This is a genomic window from Nonomuraea bangladeshensis, from assembly GCF_039529455.1.
In the GTDB taxonomy this organism is placed as follows: Bacteria; Actinomycetota; Actinomycetes; order Streptosporangiales; family Streptosporangiaceae; genus Nonomuraea; species Nonomuraea bangladeshensis.
The window spans coordinates 334,192-348,898 of record NZ_BAAAMV010000006.1 but is presented as its reverse complement, the minus strand read 5'-3'; the positions used below and the strand labels follow the sequence as shown (position 1 = coordinate 348,898).

13 protein-coding genes are annotated in these 14,707 nt (G+C 69.3%); 7 read left to right on the top strand and 6 right to left on the bottom strand.

The genetic code is table 11. The annotated features are described in order from the left end of the window. Positions 1-105 precede the first annotated feature (105 nt). The 6 genes from ABD292_RS21155 to ABD292_RS21130 all read left to right on the top strand — a co-directional run bounded on the left by ABD292_RS21155 (position 106) and on the right by ABD292_RS21130 (position 6,829). Positions 106-1,059: a LacI family DNA-binding transcriptional regulator gene (locus ABD292_RS21155; RefSeq protein WP_344209750.1), complete on the top strand. Its 954-nt coding sequence runs from the start codon at positions 106-108 to the stop codon at positions 1,057-1,059. A 213-nt stretch (positions 1,060-1,272) separates the two neighbouring features. Continuing rightward, entirely contained in the window at positions 1,273-2,232 is a 960-nt protein-coding gene (locus tag ABD292_RS21150) for a carbohydrate ABC transporter permease (RefSeq protein WP_344209748.1), read from the top strand. Further along, a complete protein-coding gene (locus ABD292_RS21145) occupies positions 2,216-3,085 on the top strand; it encodes a carbohydrate ABC transporter permease (RefSeq protein WP_344209746.1) in 870 nt (289 codons plus the stop codon). Before ABD292_RS21150 ends, ABD292_RS21145 begins: the two co-directional genes overlap by 17 nt. Positions 3,086-3,133: 48 nt before the next feature. After that, on the top strand, positions 3,134-4,420 hold the full coding sequence (locus ABD292_RS21140; protein WP_344209744.1) for an ABC transporter substrate-binding protein: 1,287 nt from the start codon (positions 3,134-3,136) through the stop codon (positions 4,418-4,420). Positions 4,421-4,428: 8 nt separating this feature from the next. Further along, on the top strand, positions 4,429-5,709 hold the full coding sequence (locus ABD292_RS21135) for a Gfo/Idh/MocA family protein (RefSeq protein WP_344209742.1): 1,281 nt from the start codon (positions 4,429-4,431) through the stop codon (positions 5,707-5,709). A gap of 64 nt (positions 5,710-5,773) precedes the next feature. Then, a complete protein-coding gene (locus ABD292_RS21130) occupies positions 5,774-6,829 on the top strand; it encodes a dienelactone hydrolase family protein (protein ID WP_344209740.1) in 1,056 nt (351 codons plus the stop codon). Here the strand turns inward: ABD292_RS21130 and ABD292_RS21125 are convergent. From ABD292_RS21125 to ABD292_RS21100, 6 genes are read right to left on the bottom strand one after another with little or no spacing between them, the layout of a single operon-like run. Continuing rightward, positions 6,826-8,595, bottom strand: a complete 1,770-nt coding sequence (locus tag ABD292_RS21125; protein WP_344209738.1) for an ABC transporter substrate-binding protein — start codon at positions 8,593-8,595, stop codon at positions 6,826-6,828. The two genes, ABD292_RS21130 and ABD292_RS21125, sit on opposite strands and share 4 nt — an antisense overlap. A gap of 18 nt (positions 8,596-8,613) precedes the next feature. Then, the gene (locus tag ABD292_RS21120) at positions 8,614-8,889 is read right to left on the bottom strand and encodes a DUF2160 domain-containing protein (RefSeq protein ID WP_344209735.1); all 276 of its coding nucleotides are present in this window, start codon (positions 8,887-8,889) and stop codon (positions 8,614-8,616) included. Positions 8,890-8,893: 4 nt separating this feature from the next. After that, entirely contained in the window at positions 8,894-9,715 is an 822-nt protein-coding gene (locus ABD292_RS21115; RefSeq protein ID WP_344209733.1) for a carbohydrate ABC transporter permease, read from the bottom strand. 5 nt (positions 9,716-9,720) lie between these two features. After that, a complete protein-coding gene (locus ABD292_RS21110) occupies positions 9,721-10,596 on the bottom strand; it encodes a carbohydrate ABC transporter permease (RefSeq protein WP_344209731.1) in 876 nt (291 codons plus the stop codon). Beyond that, positions 10,593-11,687, bottom strand: coding sequence for an ABC transporter ATP-binding protein (locus ABD292_RS21105; protein ID WP_344209729.1), 1,095 nt, complete (start codon positions 11,685-11,687; stop codon positions 10,593-10,595). Before ABD292_RS21105 ends, ABD292_RS21110 begins: the two co-directional genes overlap by 4 nt. Next, entirely contained in the window at positions 11,680-12,762 is a 1,083-nt protein-coding gene (locus ABD292_RS21100) for an ABC transporter ATP-binding protein (protein WP_344209727.1), read from the bottom strand. The genes ABD292_RS21105 and ABD292_RS21100 overlap by 8 nt, the downstream gene beginning before the upstream one ends. A gap of 445 nt (positions 12,763-13,207) precedes the next feature. On the opposite strand from ABD292_RS21100, the gene ABD292_RS21095 reads away from it, so the two are divergent. Continuing rightward, on the top strand, positions 13,208-14,485 hold the full coding sequence (locus tag ABD292_RS21095; RefSeq protein WP_344209725.1) for an ATP-binding protein: 1,278 nt from the start codon (positions 13,208-13,210) through the stop codon (positions 14,483-14,485). Positions 14,486-14,707: the final 222 nt, after the last annotated feature.

The following is a 14,707-nucleotide window of genomic DNA, read 5'->3' as shown; positions in this document are numbered from 1 at the left end:
TGGTGCTACCAGGGGGTTTCCGGCCGACCCGGGCATGGGGTGGACCGGCAAGCGCTTTCAGCGTACCCATGGGTTCTGCAAGCGGTTGCGTTAGGGTGAGCCTTTGTGACAGTGACGATTCGTGATGTGGCCCGGGCGTCCGGCGTGCATGTGTCCACGGTGTCGCGGACGTTCTCCGCGCCCCACATGGTCAACGCCGCCACCCGTAGCAGGGTGCTGACGGTGGCCGAGGAGCTGGGATACCGCCCCAACCGGGCGGCGCGGGCGCTCACGACCGGGCGTACGCACAACCTCGGGCTCATCGTGGCCGACATCGCCAACCCGTTCTTCCCCCCGTTGATCAAGGCGGCGCACGCGGCCGCCAGGCAGCGCGACTACCACCTGTTCGTGGCCGACACCGACGAGGAGCCGGCCGCCGAGGAGGAGCTGATCCAGGCGTTCTCCAAACAGGTGGACGGCGTGGTGCTGTGCAGCCCGCGCTCGTCCAACAAGGTGCTGGAGCGGCTGGCCGAGCGGGTGCCGTTCGTGGTGATCAACCGGCGGCTGCGCGGCGCGGCCACCGTGCTGATGGACGTCGGGCACGGGGCGAGGCTCGCGGTCGAGCACCTGGCCGGGCTCGGGCACCGCCGCGTGGCCCTGGTGACGGGGCCGGCCGGCTCGTGGACGAGCGACGAGATCCGCACCGCCGCCGAGCAGGTGCGCGGCGTCGAGCTGGTGGTCATCGGGCCGAACGCGCCGACCGAGCGGGGCGGCTTCGGCGCCGCCGAGCGGGTGCGCGAGTCGGGGGTGACCGGCGTGCTCGCCTACAACGACCTCGTGGCCATCGGGCTGATCGAGGGGCTCGGCGATCTCGGGCTGGAGGTGCCGGCGGACGTCTCCGTGGTGGGAATCGACGATATCGTTCCAGGACGGCTCAATCGGCCCAAGCTCACCACCGTGGCGATGCCGACGGCAGCCGCAGGACGGTTGGCGGTCGACCTGCTCATCCAGGAGGTGGCCGCCACGACGTCGCTGGAGACCAGGCTGGTCGTCAGGGACTCGACGGCAGCGCCACGATAGCGTGCCTGCTGCAACCGGTTGTACTAACCCAGAAGTAAATTCGTCTGACTTCTCCGGAGGGCACCCGTGTCACCAGGGGAAACGCCGTGGCGATATATCGGTAACGGCTATGTAACGCCTGCAAAGGGTTGACGTAACTTTCCCGGCAGCTATAGGAAAGCGCTATCCATTCACATTTCGCCGGAAGGTCCGTGATGACGAATGAGTTCCGTCATGGCTGACTCGGTGGCGGTGAAGCCCCGGAAGGCGGCGAGTCCACCCGCGCAGGGCGGTCACCGCTCCACCCAACGTTCCCGCCGCGAGGCGCGGGCCGCCTACCTCTTCCTGGCGCCCTGGTTCGTCGGCCTGCTCGTCATCACGATCGGTCCGATCTTCGCCTCTCTCTACCTCTCCTTCACCGACTACAGCCTCCTCCAGGAGGCCAAGTGGATCGGGCTGGACAACTACGTCAGGATGTTCACCGAGGACCCGAGGTTCATCGCCTCGCTCAAGGTGACCACCATCTACGTCGTCGTCTCGGTCCCGCTGCAGTTGGCCTTCGCCCTCGCACTGGCACTGGTGCTCGACCGCGGACTGCGCGGCCTGTCGTTCTACCGCTCGATCTTCTACCTGCCCTCCCTGCTGGGCGGCAGCGTCGCCATCGCCATCCTGTGGCGGAAGGTGTTCGGCGCGGACGGCCTGGTCAACGCGGTGCTCGGGATCTTCGGCATCGAGGGCCAGGGCTGGGTGGGCGACCCCGACACCGCCCTCGGCACGCTGATCCTCCTGCACGTCTGGACGTTCGGCGCCCCGATGATCATCTTCCTGGCCGGCCTGCGCCAGATCCCGTCGAGCTACTACGAGGCGGCGTCGGTCGACGGCGCGGGCGTGTTCCGCCAGTTCAAGTCGATCACGATGCCGCTGCTGACGCCGATCATCTTCTTCAACCTCGTGCTGGAGATCATCAAGTCGTTCCAGTCGTTCACGCAGGCCTTCATCGTGAGCAACGGCAAGGGCGGCCCGGCCGACTCGACGCTGTTCTACACCCTCTACCTCTACCTCAAGGGCTTCAAGAGCTACGACATGGGCTACGCCGCCGCTATGGCGTGGGTCCTGCTGCTCATCATCGCGGCCCTCACCGGGGTGAACTTCCTCGCTTCCAAGTATTGGGTCTTCTATGGCGACGACAAGTAGGCGGCCGGTCCCGGTCCTGTTCCGCCCGCTCAAGGGCGGACCGCTGGTCAAGCACGTGCTGCTGATCGGCTTCGGCCTGGTCATGTTGTACCCGCTGCTCTGGATGATCTCCAGCTCGCTCAAGCCGGAGGAGCTGATCTTCCGGGAGCCCGGCCTGCTGCCCAGCACGGTCACGCTGGAGAACTACACCGAGGGCTGGTACGCGCTCAAGCACCCCTTCGGCTACTACCTGTGGAACTCGGCCGTGATCACCGCGCTGTCGGTGGTGGCGAACCTGGTGGCCTGCTCGCTGGCCGCGTACGCCTTCGCCCGGCTGAACTTCCCGCTGAAGAAGCTCTGGTTCGCCCTCATGCTGGGCACGATCATGCTGCCGCACCACGTGGTCATCGTGCCGCAGTACATCATGTTCTCCGAGCTCGACCTGATCAACACCATCTGGCCGCTGGTGATGCCGAAGGTGCTGGCGACGGACGCGTTCTTCGTCTTCCTGATGGTGCAGTTCATCCGTACACTGCCCAGAGAACTGGACGAGGCGGCCGAGATCGATGGGGCGGGATACTGGCGGATCTATCTCAGGGTCGTCATGCCGCTCTGCCTGCCGGCCCTGGCCACGACCGCGATCTTCACGTTCATCTGGACGTGGAACGACTTCCTCAGCCAGCTTCTTTACCTCAACAATCCGGACAACTTCACCGTTCCGGTGGCGCTGCGTACGTTCCTGGACGCCAGCAGCGACTCGTCCTGGGGGCCGATGTTCGCCATGTCGATCCTCGCGCTGGGGCCGATCTTCGGTTTCTTCCTGGTCGGCCAGAAGTACCTGATCCGCGGCGTGGCCACCACCGGCCTGAAGTAGTCCTTTCCTCCCCACCCCCCAACCGAACACCCCCTAGGAGGTAGAGCCGTGAGCTCTGGCAAGAAGATGTGGTCGGCGGCGCTGCTGGCCACCGCCGTGCTGGCGGTCACCGCGGCGTGCGGCAGTGGCGGCAGCGGCGGCGAGACCGCCGACGGCAAGATCAAGCTGCGCTTCTCCTACTGGGGCAGCGACGCTCGGCAGAAGATGACCGAAGAGGCCATCAAGAAGTTCGAGGCCAAGAACCCCAACATCGACGTCGAGGGCGAGTTCTCCGACTTCGCCAGCTACTACGAGACGCTGTCCACGAAGGTCGCCGGCAACGACGCCCCGGACGTGATCACCCTGGAGATCCGCGGCCTGCGCGAGTACGCCGACCGCGGCACGCTGGCCGACCTGGCCAGCAAGGTCAACACGGCCGACATCGACGCCAAGGTCCTGTCCACCGGCGCGATCGACGGCAAGCAGTTCGCCATCCCCACGGGAGTGAACGCGTTCTCGCTGATCGTCAATCCGGCCGCGGTCGAGAGCAGCGGCGCCAAGCTGCCCGACGACACCTCGTGGACCTGGGACGACTTCGTGCAGTTCGCCTCGAAGATCACCTCGGGGAGCGGCGGCAAGCAGATCGGCACCCAGCTCAGCTGGAACCCGGCCTACCTCCAGATCTACGCCGCCCAGAAGGGCGAGCCCTTCTACAACGGCAACAAGCTCGGCCTGAGCCCCCAGACCATCAAGGACTGGTGGGGCATCATGCAGAACCTCATCAAGACCAAGGGCGCCCCCGACGCCGCCAAGAGCTCCGAGATCGGCGCCACCAGCATCGACCAGTCGCTGCTCGGCACCAACAGCGGCGCGATGGGCATGTGGTGGAGCAACCAGCTCGGCGCGGCCGCGAAGGCGTCCGGCCAGAACCTGGAGCTGCTGCGCATGCCGAAGGTCCAGGGCGCGACGACGGGCGGCATGTTCCTGCAGCCCGCCATGTTCTACACCGCCTCCTCCAAGTCCGCGCACGCGGCCGAGGCGGCCAAGTTCATCGACTTCATGGTCAACGACCCCGAGGCGGGTCAGATCATCCTCAGCGACCGCGGCCTGCCCGCCAGCTCCAAGGTGCTGGCGGCGGTCCGCGACAAGCTGCCCGAGGCCGACAAGAAGACGCTCGACTTCCTCGACAAGACCCGCGGCGAGATGTCCGACCCGCCGGCCGCCCCGCCGAAGGGCGCGAGCGCCATGGAGGACATCCTCACCCGGTACTCCGAGGAGGTCATGTTCGGCCGGATGACGCCTGACGACGCCGCCCAGAAGTTCATCACGGAGGCGAACGCCTCCATCGCCGGCTAAGGAGAGACATGAGGTACGCGTTCGTCGGGCTCGGGCACCGCGCGCAGATGTACGTCGACGCGCTGCTCGGAGAGTGGCGTGACGCCGGCACCATCGTCGCCCTGTGCGACCTCAACCGGACCCGCATGGACTACTACGTCGAGCGGATCGGCCAGGAGGTGCCGTGCTTCGCGCCCGATGAGTTCGACAAGGTGCTCGAGCTCGCCGACGCGGTCATCGTCACGACCGTCGACGCCACGCACGCCCGCTACGTGTGCGCGGCGCTCGACGCCGGTCGGGACGTCATCGTCGAGAAGCCGCTCACCGTGGACGCCGAGGGCTGCGCGGCCATCGCCGCCGCCGCCGAGCGCAGCAGCGGCAAGCTGATCGTCACCTTCAACTACCGCTACTCGCCGCGCAACTCCGCGGTGCGCCGGCTGCTCATGGAGGGCGCGATCGGCGAGGTGACCTCCGTGCACTTCGAGTGGACGCTGGACACCATCCACGGCGCCGACTACTTCCGCCGCTGGCACCGGCAGCGGGCCAGCTCGGGCGGGCTGCTCGTGCACAAGTCGACCCACCACTTCGACCTGGTCAACTGGTGGCTCGACGCCGCGCCCGAGCTCGTCTTCGCCCAGACCGACCTGCGGTTCTACGGCGCGGACAACGCCAGGAAGCGCGGCCTCGGGGAGCGTCCCGCGCGAGGGCAGGGCGCTCCGGGGCTGGGCTCGGACCCGTTCATCCTGGACATCTCCGCCGACCACCGGCTCAAGCGCCTCTATCTGGACGCCGAGCACGAGGACGGCTACGTCCGTGACCAGGACGTCTTCGGCGAGGGCATCGACATCGACGACAACATGTCGGTGCTGGTGCGCTACACCAACCGGGCGGTCCTCACCTACTCGCTGCACGCCCACGCTCCGTGGGAAGGCTACCGGGTCGCCTTCAACGGCACCGCCGGGCGGCTGGAGCTGGACGTCGTCGAGCGGGAGTGGACACCGCCGCACGCGGCCATCGACCCGAGCGCGGCCGCCAAGGAGCACGCCACCGGCTCGTCGGAGCGGCTGCTGCTGCGGCGGCACTGGAGCGAGCCGGAGGAGATCCCGATCGAGAGCGGGGCGGGCGGCCACGGGGGAGGCGACCGGCTGCTGCTGAACGACGTCTTCCGCGGGCCGGACAACGACCCGCTGGCCCGCCAGGCGGGCTACCGCGACGGCATCCGCAGCGTGCTGACCGGCGTCGCCGCCACGGTCTCCGCCCGCACCGGCGCCCCGGTCCGGCTGTCGGACCACGGCACCCGTGTCAGCTGACCCACCCACCCCCAAACCCTCAGCCCGTGCCGCCGCCTCTCCCCCTGAGACCTCGGCCCGCGCGGTGAGCGGGGTGGAGGGGGCGGTCTTCCGGGAGCTGGCCGGGGTCGCCGGGGCGCAGTTCGGGCTCTACCCCGACCCCGGTCCGGGACTGCGGGACGCGGCGCGGGACGCGATGGGAGTGCTCGACCTGCACGCTGATGACGTGCGGGTGGAGCGCTCCTGGACCGACGGCGACCTGTACGGCGAGGAGCTGTCCTGGTCCGTCGGCTTCGGCCCGCGCACCCGCGCCTTCCTGCTCAAGCCCAAGGACGCGGCCGGCCCGCTCCCCGGCGTGGTGGCGCTGCACTGCCACGCCGGCATGAAGTGGGCCGGCAAGGAGAAGATCGCCGACGCCCCGGAGGGCCCGTCCCCGGAGGTGGCGCGGCTGCGCGCGGAGCTCTACGGCGGCCGGGCGTTCGCCAACGCCCTGGCCCGCCGCGGTTTCGTGGTCCTCGCGCACGACGTGTTCGTGTGGGGCAGCCGCCGCTTCCCGCTCGACCTCCCGCCGGGGCCGGAGAGCGAGGCCGACCGCTACGACGCCGCGGCCCGCGACCACGAGCACGTGGTGGCCAAGCACTGCGCCGTGCTCGGCACCTCGTTCACCGGGGTCGTCGCCGGCGAGGACCTGGCCGCCGCGGCGTACCTGCGCTCCCGTCCCGACGTGTCCAGGACCGGCTGCGCGGGCCTGTCGGGCGGCGGCCTGCGCGCCGGGCTGCTCGGCGCGTTCGACGAGCACATGGACGCGGTCGTGGTGGCCGCCATGGCCAGCAGCTACCGCGACCTGCTGGACGGGCACGTGGCCCGGCACACCTGGATGTTCTACCCGCCGGGCCTGCCGCGCCTGGCCGACTGGCCCGACCTGATGGCCGTCCGCGCGCCCGCCCCGCTCATGGTCCAGTACGCCACCCGCGACGAGCTGTTCCCCGCCGCGGGCATGCGCCGCGCCCACGAGACGATCACCGCCCGCTACCGGGACGCGCCCGGCGCGTACGAGGCGGTCTTCGCCGACGTGCCGCACAGCTTCGACGTGCCGATGCAGGAGCGGGCCTTCGACTGGCTGGCCGGCGCCCTCGCCTAGTTGCCGCTCTTCCACTGGGCGAGGAGCTTGTCGTAGTCGACCGTGGCGGGCTTGCCGCGCTCGTCGGCCAGCTTCGCCACCGGCGCGCCCGGCTGGTCCAGCCACTGCTGGGCGGGCTGCTCGGGGTTGAGCTTGGGCGCGCAGGCGCCGCCGTAGCCGACCCGCTCCAGCCGGGACAGGATCTCGTCCTGCTGCTTGGCGAGGTTGTCCATCGACTGCTGCGGCGTGGTCTCGCCGGTCACCGCGGTGGCCACGTTCTGCCACCAGAGCTGGGCGAGTTTGGGGTAGTCGGGGACGTTCGTCCCGGTGGGGGTCCACTGCTTGCGGGCGGGGGAGCGGTAGAACTCGATGAGGCCGCCGTACTTCTTCGCGTTGTCGTCGAAGTACGCGCTCCTGATGTCGGAGTCCCTGATGAAGGTCAGCCCGGTGATCGTCTTCTTCAGCGACACCGTCTTGGACGTGACGAACTGCGCGTACAGCCAGGCGGCGGCCCGCCGCTCCTTCGGGGTGTTCTTCAGGAACGTCCACGCGCCCGCGTCCTGGTAGCCGAGCTTGTGGCCGTCCTTCCAGTACGCCCCGTGCGGGCTCGGCGCCATCCGCCACTTCGGCGTGCCGTCGGCGTTGACCACCGGCAGGCCGGGCTTGGTGAGGTCGGCGGTGAACGCGGTGTACCAGAAGATCTGCTGCGCGATGGCGCCCTGCGCGGGCACCGGGCCAGACTCGCTGAAGTTCATGCCCGCGGCCTCCTTGGGCGCGTACTTCTTCAGCCAGTCGATGTACTTGACCAGCGCGTACACCGAGGCGGGGCCGTTGGTGTCGCCGCCACGGGTGACGGACGAGCCGACCGGGCGGCAGTTCTCGACCCGGATGCCCCAGTCGTCCACGGGCAGGCCGTTGGGGATGCCGGGGTCGCCGTTGCCCGCCATCGACAGCCAGGCGTCGGTGAAGCGCCAGCCCAGCGACGGGTCCTTGCGGCCGTAGTCCATGTGGCCGTAGACCTTCCTGCCGTCGATGGTGCCGTCGCCGTTGACCTTGTTGGTGAAGAAGTCGGCGATGTCCTCGTAGGCCGCCCAGTTGACCGGGACGCCGAGGTCGTAGCCGTACAGGTCCTTGAACTGCTTCTTGATCGCCGGGTCGGTGAACCAGTCGTAGCGGAACCAGTAGAGGTTGGCGAACTGCTGGTCGGGGAGCTGGTAGACCTTCTTGTCCGGGCCGGTGGTGAAGCTGATGCCGATGAAGTCGTTCAGGTCGAGGGTGGGCGAGGTGACGTCCTTGCCCTCGCCGGCGATGTAGTCCGACAGCGGCAGCACGTACGTGCCCCGCGAGTGCGTGCCGATGAGGTCTGAGTCGTTGACGTAGGCGTCGTAGATGTTCTGGTTGCCCTGGATCTGGGTCTGGAGCTTCTCGATGACGTCGCCCTCCTGGATCAGGTCGTGCTTGATCCTGATCCCGGTGATCTCGGTGAACGCCTTGGCGAGCTGCTGGGACTCGTACTCGTGGGTGGTGATCGTCTCCGACACCACGTTGATCCGCATGCCCCGGTAGGGGGCCGCGGCCTTGATGAACCAGTCCATCTCGGCGAGCTGCTGGTCCTTCGACAGCGTGCTCGGGGTGAACTCCCGCGCCACCCACCGCTGCGCCGCCGCCTTCCCGTCGGCCTCACGGAAGTCGCTCGACGGCCGCTGCGCGCCCTGCGCGCAGGCGGTGGCCGCGAGGGTCAGCGCGGCCAGTGCCGCGGCCACGGACCTGCCTGCCCGATGCGTCATCGCTGGGCTCCTCTCCTGTCAGCCCCATATCCCGATCACGACCACCACGAGGACCGCGCAGCCGAGCGCGAGCCACATGGACAGGTCGGTGACGGCCATCCAGCCGACCAGTACGACCGCCGCGCCGATCAGCCCGATGTAGAGCCGGTCGCCGCGGTCGGTCTCGACGCGCAGGAACCCCCGCCTGGCCACGGGAGGGGAGAAGTGCCCCCAGACCGTCATGACGACCAGCAGCAGCGCCAGCCCGGCGAACACCAGCGCCGTCGGCGGGGTCCACACCATCCACTCGAACATCCGGCTACACCCTCCCCAGCGCGAAGCCCTTGGCGATGTAGTTGCGCACGAACCAGATGACGACCGCGCCGGGCACGATCGTGAGCACCCCGGCGGCGGCCAGCAGCCCCCAGTCGACCCCGGCCGCGCTGACCGTCCTCGTCATGGTCGCGGCGATCGGCTTGGCGTCCACCGACGTGATGGTCCGCGCGATCAGCAGCTCGACCCAGCTGAACATGAAGCAGAAGAACAGCGTCACGCCGATGGCCGAGCGGATCAGCGGCAGGAAGATCCGGACGAAGAAACGCGGCAGCGAGTAGCCGTCCACGGCCGCGGTCTCGTCGATCTCGCGCGGGATGCCGGAGATGAAGCCCTCCAGGATCCACACCGCGAGCGGCACGTTGAACAGCATGTGCGCGACGGCCACGCCGAGATGCGTGTCGAACAGGCCCACGGCCTGGTAGATCTGGAAGAACGGCAGCAGGAACACGGCGGGCGGCGCCATGCGGTTGGTCAGCAGCCAGAAGAACAGGTGCTTGTCGCCGGCGAAGCGGAAGCGCGAGAACGCGTACGCCGCCGGCAGCGCCACGACCAGCGACATCACCGCGTTCATCGAGGTGTAAATGATCGAGTTGAGATAGCTCGAATACCACGACGGGTCGCCGAAGAAGGTCTGGTAGTTCTCGAACGTCACCCGCTGCGGGATCAGCGAGAAACTGCCGAGGATGTCGTCGTTCGGGCGGATCGACATGCCGAACATCCACAGCAGCGGCAGCATGAGCGTCGCCACGTACAGCCAGAAGACCGTGCGCGCCCAGGGGAGCCGCCCGCCGGTGGCCCGCGCCATCGCGCTCACCTCCCCGACCTGGTCAGCGCGGTGAAGAAGACGTAGCAGAGGATCTGCACGACGAGGAAGTAGATCAGCGAGAACGCCCCCGCCGGCCCCACGTCGAACTGCCCGACGGCCATCTTCGACAGCAGGATGCTGAGGAACGTCGTCGCGTTGCCCGGCCCGCCGCCGGTCACCACGAACGGCTCGGTGTAGATCATGAAGCTGTCCATGAACCGCAGCAGGATCGCGATCGTCAGCACCCCGCGCAGCCTCGGGAGCTGGATGTGGCGGAACGTCGCCCACGCCGAGGCCCCGTCGATCTGCGCGGCCTGGAAGTACGGCTGCGGGATCGACCGCAGCCCCGCGTAGGCCAGCAGCGCGACGAGCGGCGTCCAGTGCCACACGTCCATGACGAGGATCGTGATCCAGGCGTCGGTGGAGTCGAGCGTGTAGTTGTAGTCCACGCCGAGCAGGTTGGCGACCGTCCAGCCGCCGAGACCGATGTCGGGGCGGGCGAAGATCTGCCAGATCGTGCCGACCACGTTCCACGGGATGAGCAGCGGCAGCGCCACCAGCACCAGCGCCACCGACACCCAGACCCCGCGGCGCGGCATCGCCACCGCGATCGCCACCCCGAGCGGGATCTCCACCAGCAGCACCTGGGCGGAGAACAGCAGCGTGCGGACGAACGCCTCGCGGTTCTCCGGCCGCCGCACTGCCTCGTAGAACCAGTCGAGGCCGACGAACACCCGGTCGGCGGGGCTGAAGACGTCCTGGACGGAGAAGTTGACCACGGTCATCAGCGGGACGACCGCCGTGAACGCCACCGACACGACCACCGGCAGCACCAGCAGCCAGGCCCGGTTGGCGCGGCGCCGCGGATCGGGGTGCGTCACGCCGCCCCCCTTCCGGTGAGCGGCCCGAGGGAGCCGCATCTGACCTGGTCGCGGAAGAGGAACGCGCGCTCCGGCGGGAAGCGCAGGCACACGGACGCGCCCGGCTCGTACGCCGTGCCCGCCTCGGTCCTGGCGATCACCGGATGCTCGCCGACCAGGGCGTGGACCAGGTCGTAGGCGCCCATGCGATCGACGCCGGAGACGCGGGCCGGCACGCCAGGCGCGGCGCCGAGCTCCACGAACTCGGGCCGCACCCCGATCCGTACCGGGCCGGGCGGCAGCTTCTCGCCGTCGGCCACGGCTGCTCCGGCGTCGGCGCCGGCCACCCGTACCACGCCGCCCGCGATCTCGGCGGGCAGCATGTTCATGCCGGGCGAGCCGATGAAGTGCCCGACGAACTCGTGCGCCGGCGACAGGAACAGCTCGGCCGGCTCGCCCGCCTGCACGATCGCCCCCTCGTTGACCACGACGACCTCGTCGGCGAAGGTCAGCGCCTCGGTCTGGTCGTGGGTGACGTAGATCAGCGTGTGCCCGGTGTCGCGGTGGATCTCCTTGAGCTTGCTGCGCAGCGTCCACTTCAGCGCCGGGTCCACGACGGTCAGCGGCTCGTCCAGCAGCACCGCCGCCACCTCGTGCCGGACCAGGCCCCGGCCCAGGCAGACGATCTGCTGGCGGCCGGGGTCGAGGCGGCGCGAGCGGCGGCCGAGCACGGGGTCGAGCCCGAGCAGCCGGGAGACCTCGCGGACCCGCCGGTCCACCTCCTGCTTCGGGCGGCGGCGGTTGCGCAGCGGGAAGGCGAGGTTGTCGTAGACGGACATCTCCTCGTACAGGACGGGGAACTGGAAGACCTGCGCGATGTCGCGGCCCGCCGTGGGCACGCCGGTGACGTCGCGGCCGTCGAACAGCACCCGGCCCTCGGTGGGCGTGAGCAGGCCCGAGATGATGTTGAGCAGCGTCGTCTTGCCGCAGCCGCTGGGGCCGAGCAGCGCGTACGCCCGCCCGCTCCGCCACGTCCACGTGGTCGGCCGCAGCGCCCACGTCCGGCCGCCGTCGTAGCTGTGGGCGACGCCCTCCAGCCGGATGTCAGCCATGCAGGTCGACCTCCGCCAGGGGCAGCCGGTCGCCGCCCTCGTCGAAGACGAGGACGTGCGCGGGGTCCACGTACGCGCGGGTGGTCTCGCCCGGCTGGAACCGCCACGTGCCCGGCAGGTGGGCGACCAGGTGCCGCTCGCCGCGCAGCAGCAGGTGCAGGAACGTGGCGCTGCCGGTCACCTCGGCCAGCCTGATCTCGGCGGGCAGCTCCGCGGCGCCGGGGCCACGGGGGGCCAGGGTGACCTGGTGGGGGCGGATGCCGAGCAGCACGCCGCCCTCCGCGGCCGTCGCGCCGGGGGCGGGGAACGAGACGCCGAGGCAGTCGATCCGGCCGTCGCGCAGGACGCCGGGCAGCAGGTTGAGCGGGGGGTCGCTGAGCGTGGCCGCGACGGCGAGCGTGGGCGGGCGGGCGTACATCGCGGCCACGTCGCCGGTGTCCAGCACCCGGCCCTCGCCGAGCACCACCGTGGGCGCGGCGAACGTCAGGGCCTCGGCGGGGTCGGCCGTGGAGTAGAGCACGACGCCCGGCGCGCCCGCGAAACGGGCCTTGAGGTCGGTGCGGAGCTGCTCGCGCAGCTTGAAGTCCAGGTTGGCGAGGGGTTCGTCGAGGAGCAGCACGTCCACGGGCCGGGCCAGGGCGCGGGCGATGGCGGTGCGCTGCTGCTGGCCGCCCGACAGCTCGGCGGGGCGGCGGTCGAGCAGGCCGGCCAGGCCCATGAGGTCGGCCACCTCGCGCACCCGCCGGTCGATCGCGGGGCCGCGGAAACGCGCGTCCAGGCGGAGCGGCGAGGCGATGTTCTCGTAAATCGTGAGCGACGGATAATTGATGAACCGCTGATAGACGAAGGCGATAGATCTCTTCCGGACGGAAATCGCGGTGACGTCCTTTCCGGCGACCAGGACCCGGCCGGAATCGGGGGGCTGTAATCCCGCGACGACCCGCATCAAGGTCGTCTTCCCCGAGTTCAACGGCCCGATCAGGGTCGTCAGCCCGGTGCCGGTTTCCAGCCGGATGTCGTCGAGCCAGATTTCTCCGCGCTGGCGTACGGAGACGCGATCGATAATCAGCGTCACGTTCCCCGGTCCTCTCTGCTCGCCTCCATCTAACATGATCTGAAAATGCGTGCAAGGGCGGCGGAAAAGGCCCGGACAATGGTGAACGGCGTGGGCTATCGCGCGGCCGGCGTCGTGCCCGATGGCCGCGCCGGGACGGTCACGCCGGAGCCCCCGGTGATCCGGGAGGCCAGAAGGCGACCGCGACGGTCGCCGAACGGGCCGGCCTGCGTCCCTCGCCTGGCGCTCGCGCCTCTGTTGCTAACATGTATGTTACTAAGCTTGATGTTAGTAACCTTGTGGATAGCAGCTTTCCGGGAGTGAGATGGCAACCTTCGTAGGGAGGCGGCGCGAGCTCGAGGCGCTGGATCGCGAGCTGAGCAAGGTGACGGCCGGGGTCGGTGGGGAGCGGCCCGGTCGGTGCTTGATGCTACGAGGCCGACGCCGGGTGGGTAAGTCGCGGTTGGTGGAGCGGTTCGCCGAGAGGTCTGGGGCGCCCTTCCTTTTCTACGCCGCCACAGGGGCGTCGCCGGAGGCGGACCTGGAGAGACTCGGCCGGGACGCGCAAACGTCCACTCTTCCGTTCGCGAATCTCCTGTCCGCCGCCCGTCCGGCGAGCTGGGATGCCGCCTTCGACGTACTGGCGGCGGCACTACCGCAGGACCGGGCGAGTGTGGTGGTTCTGGACGAGGTGCCTTATCTGATGGACGAGGATGGCGCCTTCGAAGGCATGCTTCAGCGAGCCTGGGACCGAGCGCTGGAGACCAAGCCGGTTTTGCTGGTTCTCATCGGCTCCGACCTGTCGATGATGGAGGCGCTCAACAGCTACGGACGCCCGTTCCATCAGCGCGGTCGGGAGATGGTGCTGGGTCCCCTCAACCCGGCGGAGGTGGGCGAGATGCTCGGCCTTGAGCCGGCCGAGGCATTCGACGCGGCATTGATCACCGGTGGACTGCCCCTGATCTGTGCAGAGTGGCCGCACGGTGCGGGAATGTGGGAGTTCCTGCGCGCGTCACTCAGCGATCCGGTCTCGGCCCTGCTGGTGTCGGCGGAGCGTTCGCTCGCTGCGGAGTTCCCCCAGCAGGTGCAGGCCCGCGTTGTCCTCTCAGCGATCGGCAGCGGTGAGCGGAACTTCACCAACATCGCCCGCGCCGCCGGCGGGATCGGGGCGACCCCGCTCCATCGGGCGCTAGAGCTTCTCACGGACAAGCGGGTCATCGCGGCAGAGCTTCCTGTTTCGACTCGGCCCTCGAAGGACCGCCGTTACCGGGTCAAGGATTCCTACCTCCGCTTCTGGCTGAAGCTCCTGGGTCCGGCGATGGAAGAGATCGAGCGGGGCCGAGGTGACCTGACGCTGCGGCGCATCCGCGAGAACTGGACCAGCTGGCGCGGCAGGGCCGTCGAACCTCTGGTGCGCGAGGCGTTGGCACGGCTGCTGCCCGACGCGAACCTTCCCGCCGCCCCTGTCATAGGTGGTTACTGGACTCGTACCAACGATGTGGAGATCGACATCGTGGGAGCGGACCGTGGGCCGATCGCCAAGGAGTTGCTCTTCGTCGGCTCGGTGAAGTGGCTGGAGAACGCCCCGTTCGACCGGCACGATCTCGCGGCGCTGCACCGGCACCGCGCCGCGCTCACGTCGGATCCCGTCCCGGTGGTCGCCGCCTCGCGCAGCGGGACCGACTGCACGGGGCTCGACGCCGCATACGGTCCGGCGGAACTCCTTGCGGCGTGGTCCGCCTGAGCGGACCGGGACCCATGTCCCTGAGCGCCGGCCAACCGGAGGGATTGTCAACGCTGGTCATCGATGTGAGGCAGGGAGGGCCGGTGACCTCCGCCTCGGCGGTGGTCACCGGTGATGGGCCGTATGACGGTCCTACGGCTTCCCACGTGATCGCGGTCGGCGTTCGCCCGGCAGCGCGGCCATTCTTCCTGGGGTGAGTTCTACAGCGGCCTGATCGATGAG

Excerpts from the sequence above, each read along its gene's own strand:
- ABD292_RS21125 (WP_344209738.1), bottom strand. The coding sequence starts at position 8,595 with ATGACGCATCGGGCAGGCAGGTCCGTGGCCGCGGCACTGGCCGCGCTG.
- ABD292_RS21115 (WP_344209733.1), bottom strand. The coding sequence starts at position 9,715 with ATGGCGCGGGCCACCGGCGGGCGGCTCCCCTGGGCGCGCACGGTCTTC.
- ABD292_RS21105 (WP_344209729.1), bottom strand. The coding sequence starts at position 11,687 with ATGGCTGACATCCGGCTGGAGGGCGTCGCCCACAGCTACGACGGCGGC.
- ABD292_RS21135 (WP_344209742.1), top strand. The coding sequence starts at position 4,429 with ATGAGGTACGCGTTCGTCGGGCTCGGGCACCGCGCGCAGATGTACGTC.
- ABD292_RS21145 (WP_344209746.1), top strand. The coding sequence starts at position 2,216 with ATGGCGACGACAAGTAGGCGGCCGGTCCCGGTCCTGTTCCGCCCGCTC.
- ABD292_RS21150 (WP_344209748.1), top strand. The coding sequence starts at position 1,273 with ATGGCTGACTCGGTGGCGGTGAAGCCCCGGAAGGCGGCGAGTCCACCC.
- ABD292_RS21120 (WP_344209735.1), bottom strand. The coding sequence starts at position 8,889 with ATGTTCGAGTGGATGGTGTGGACCCCGCCGACGGCGCTGGTGTTCGCC.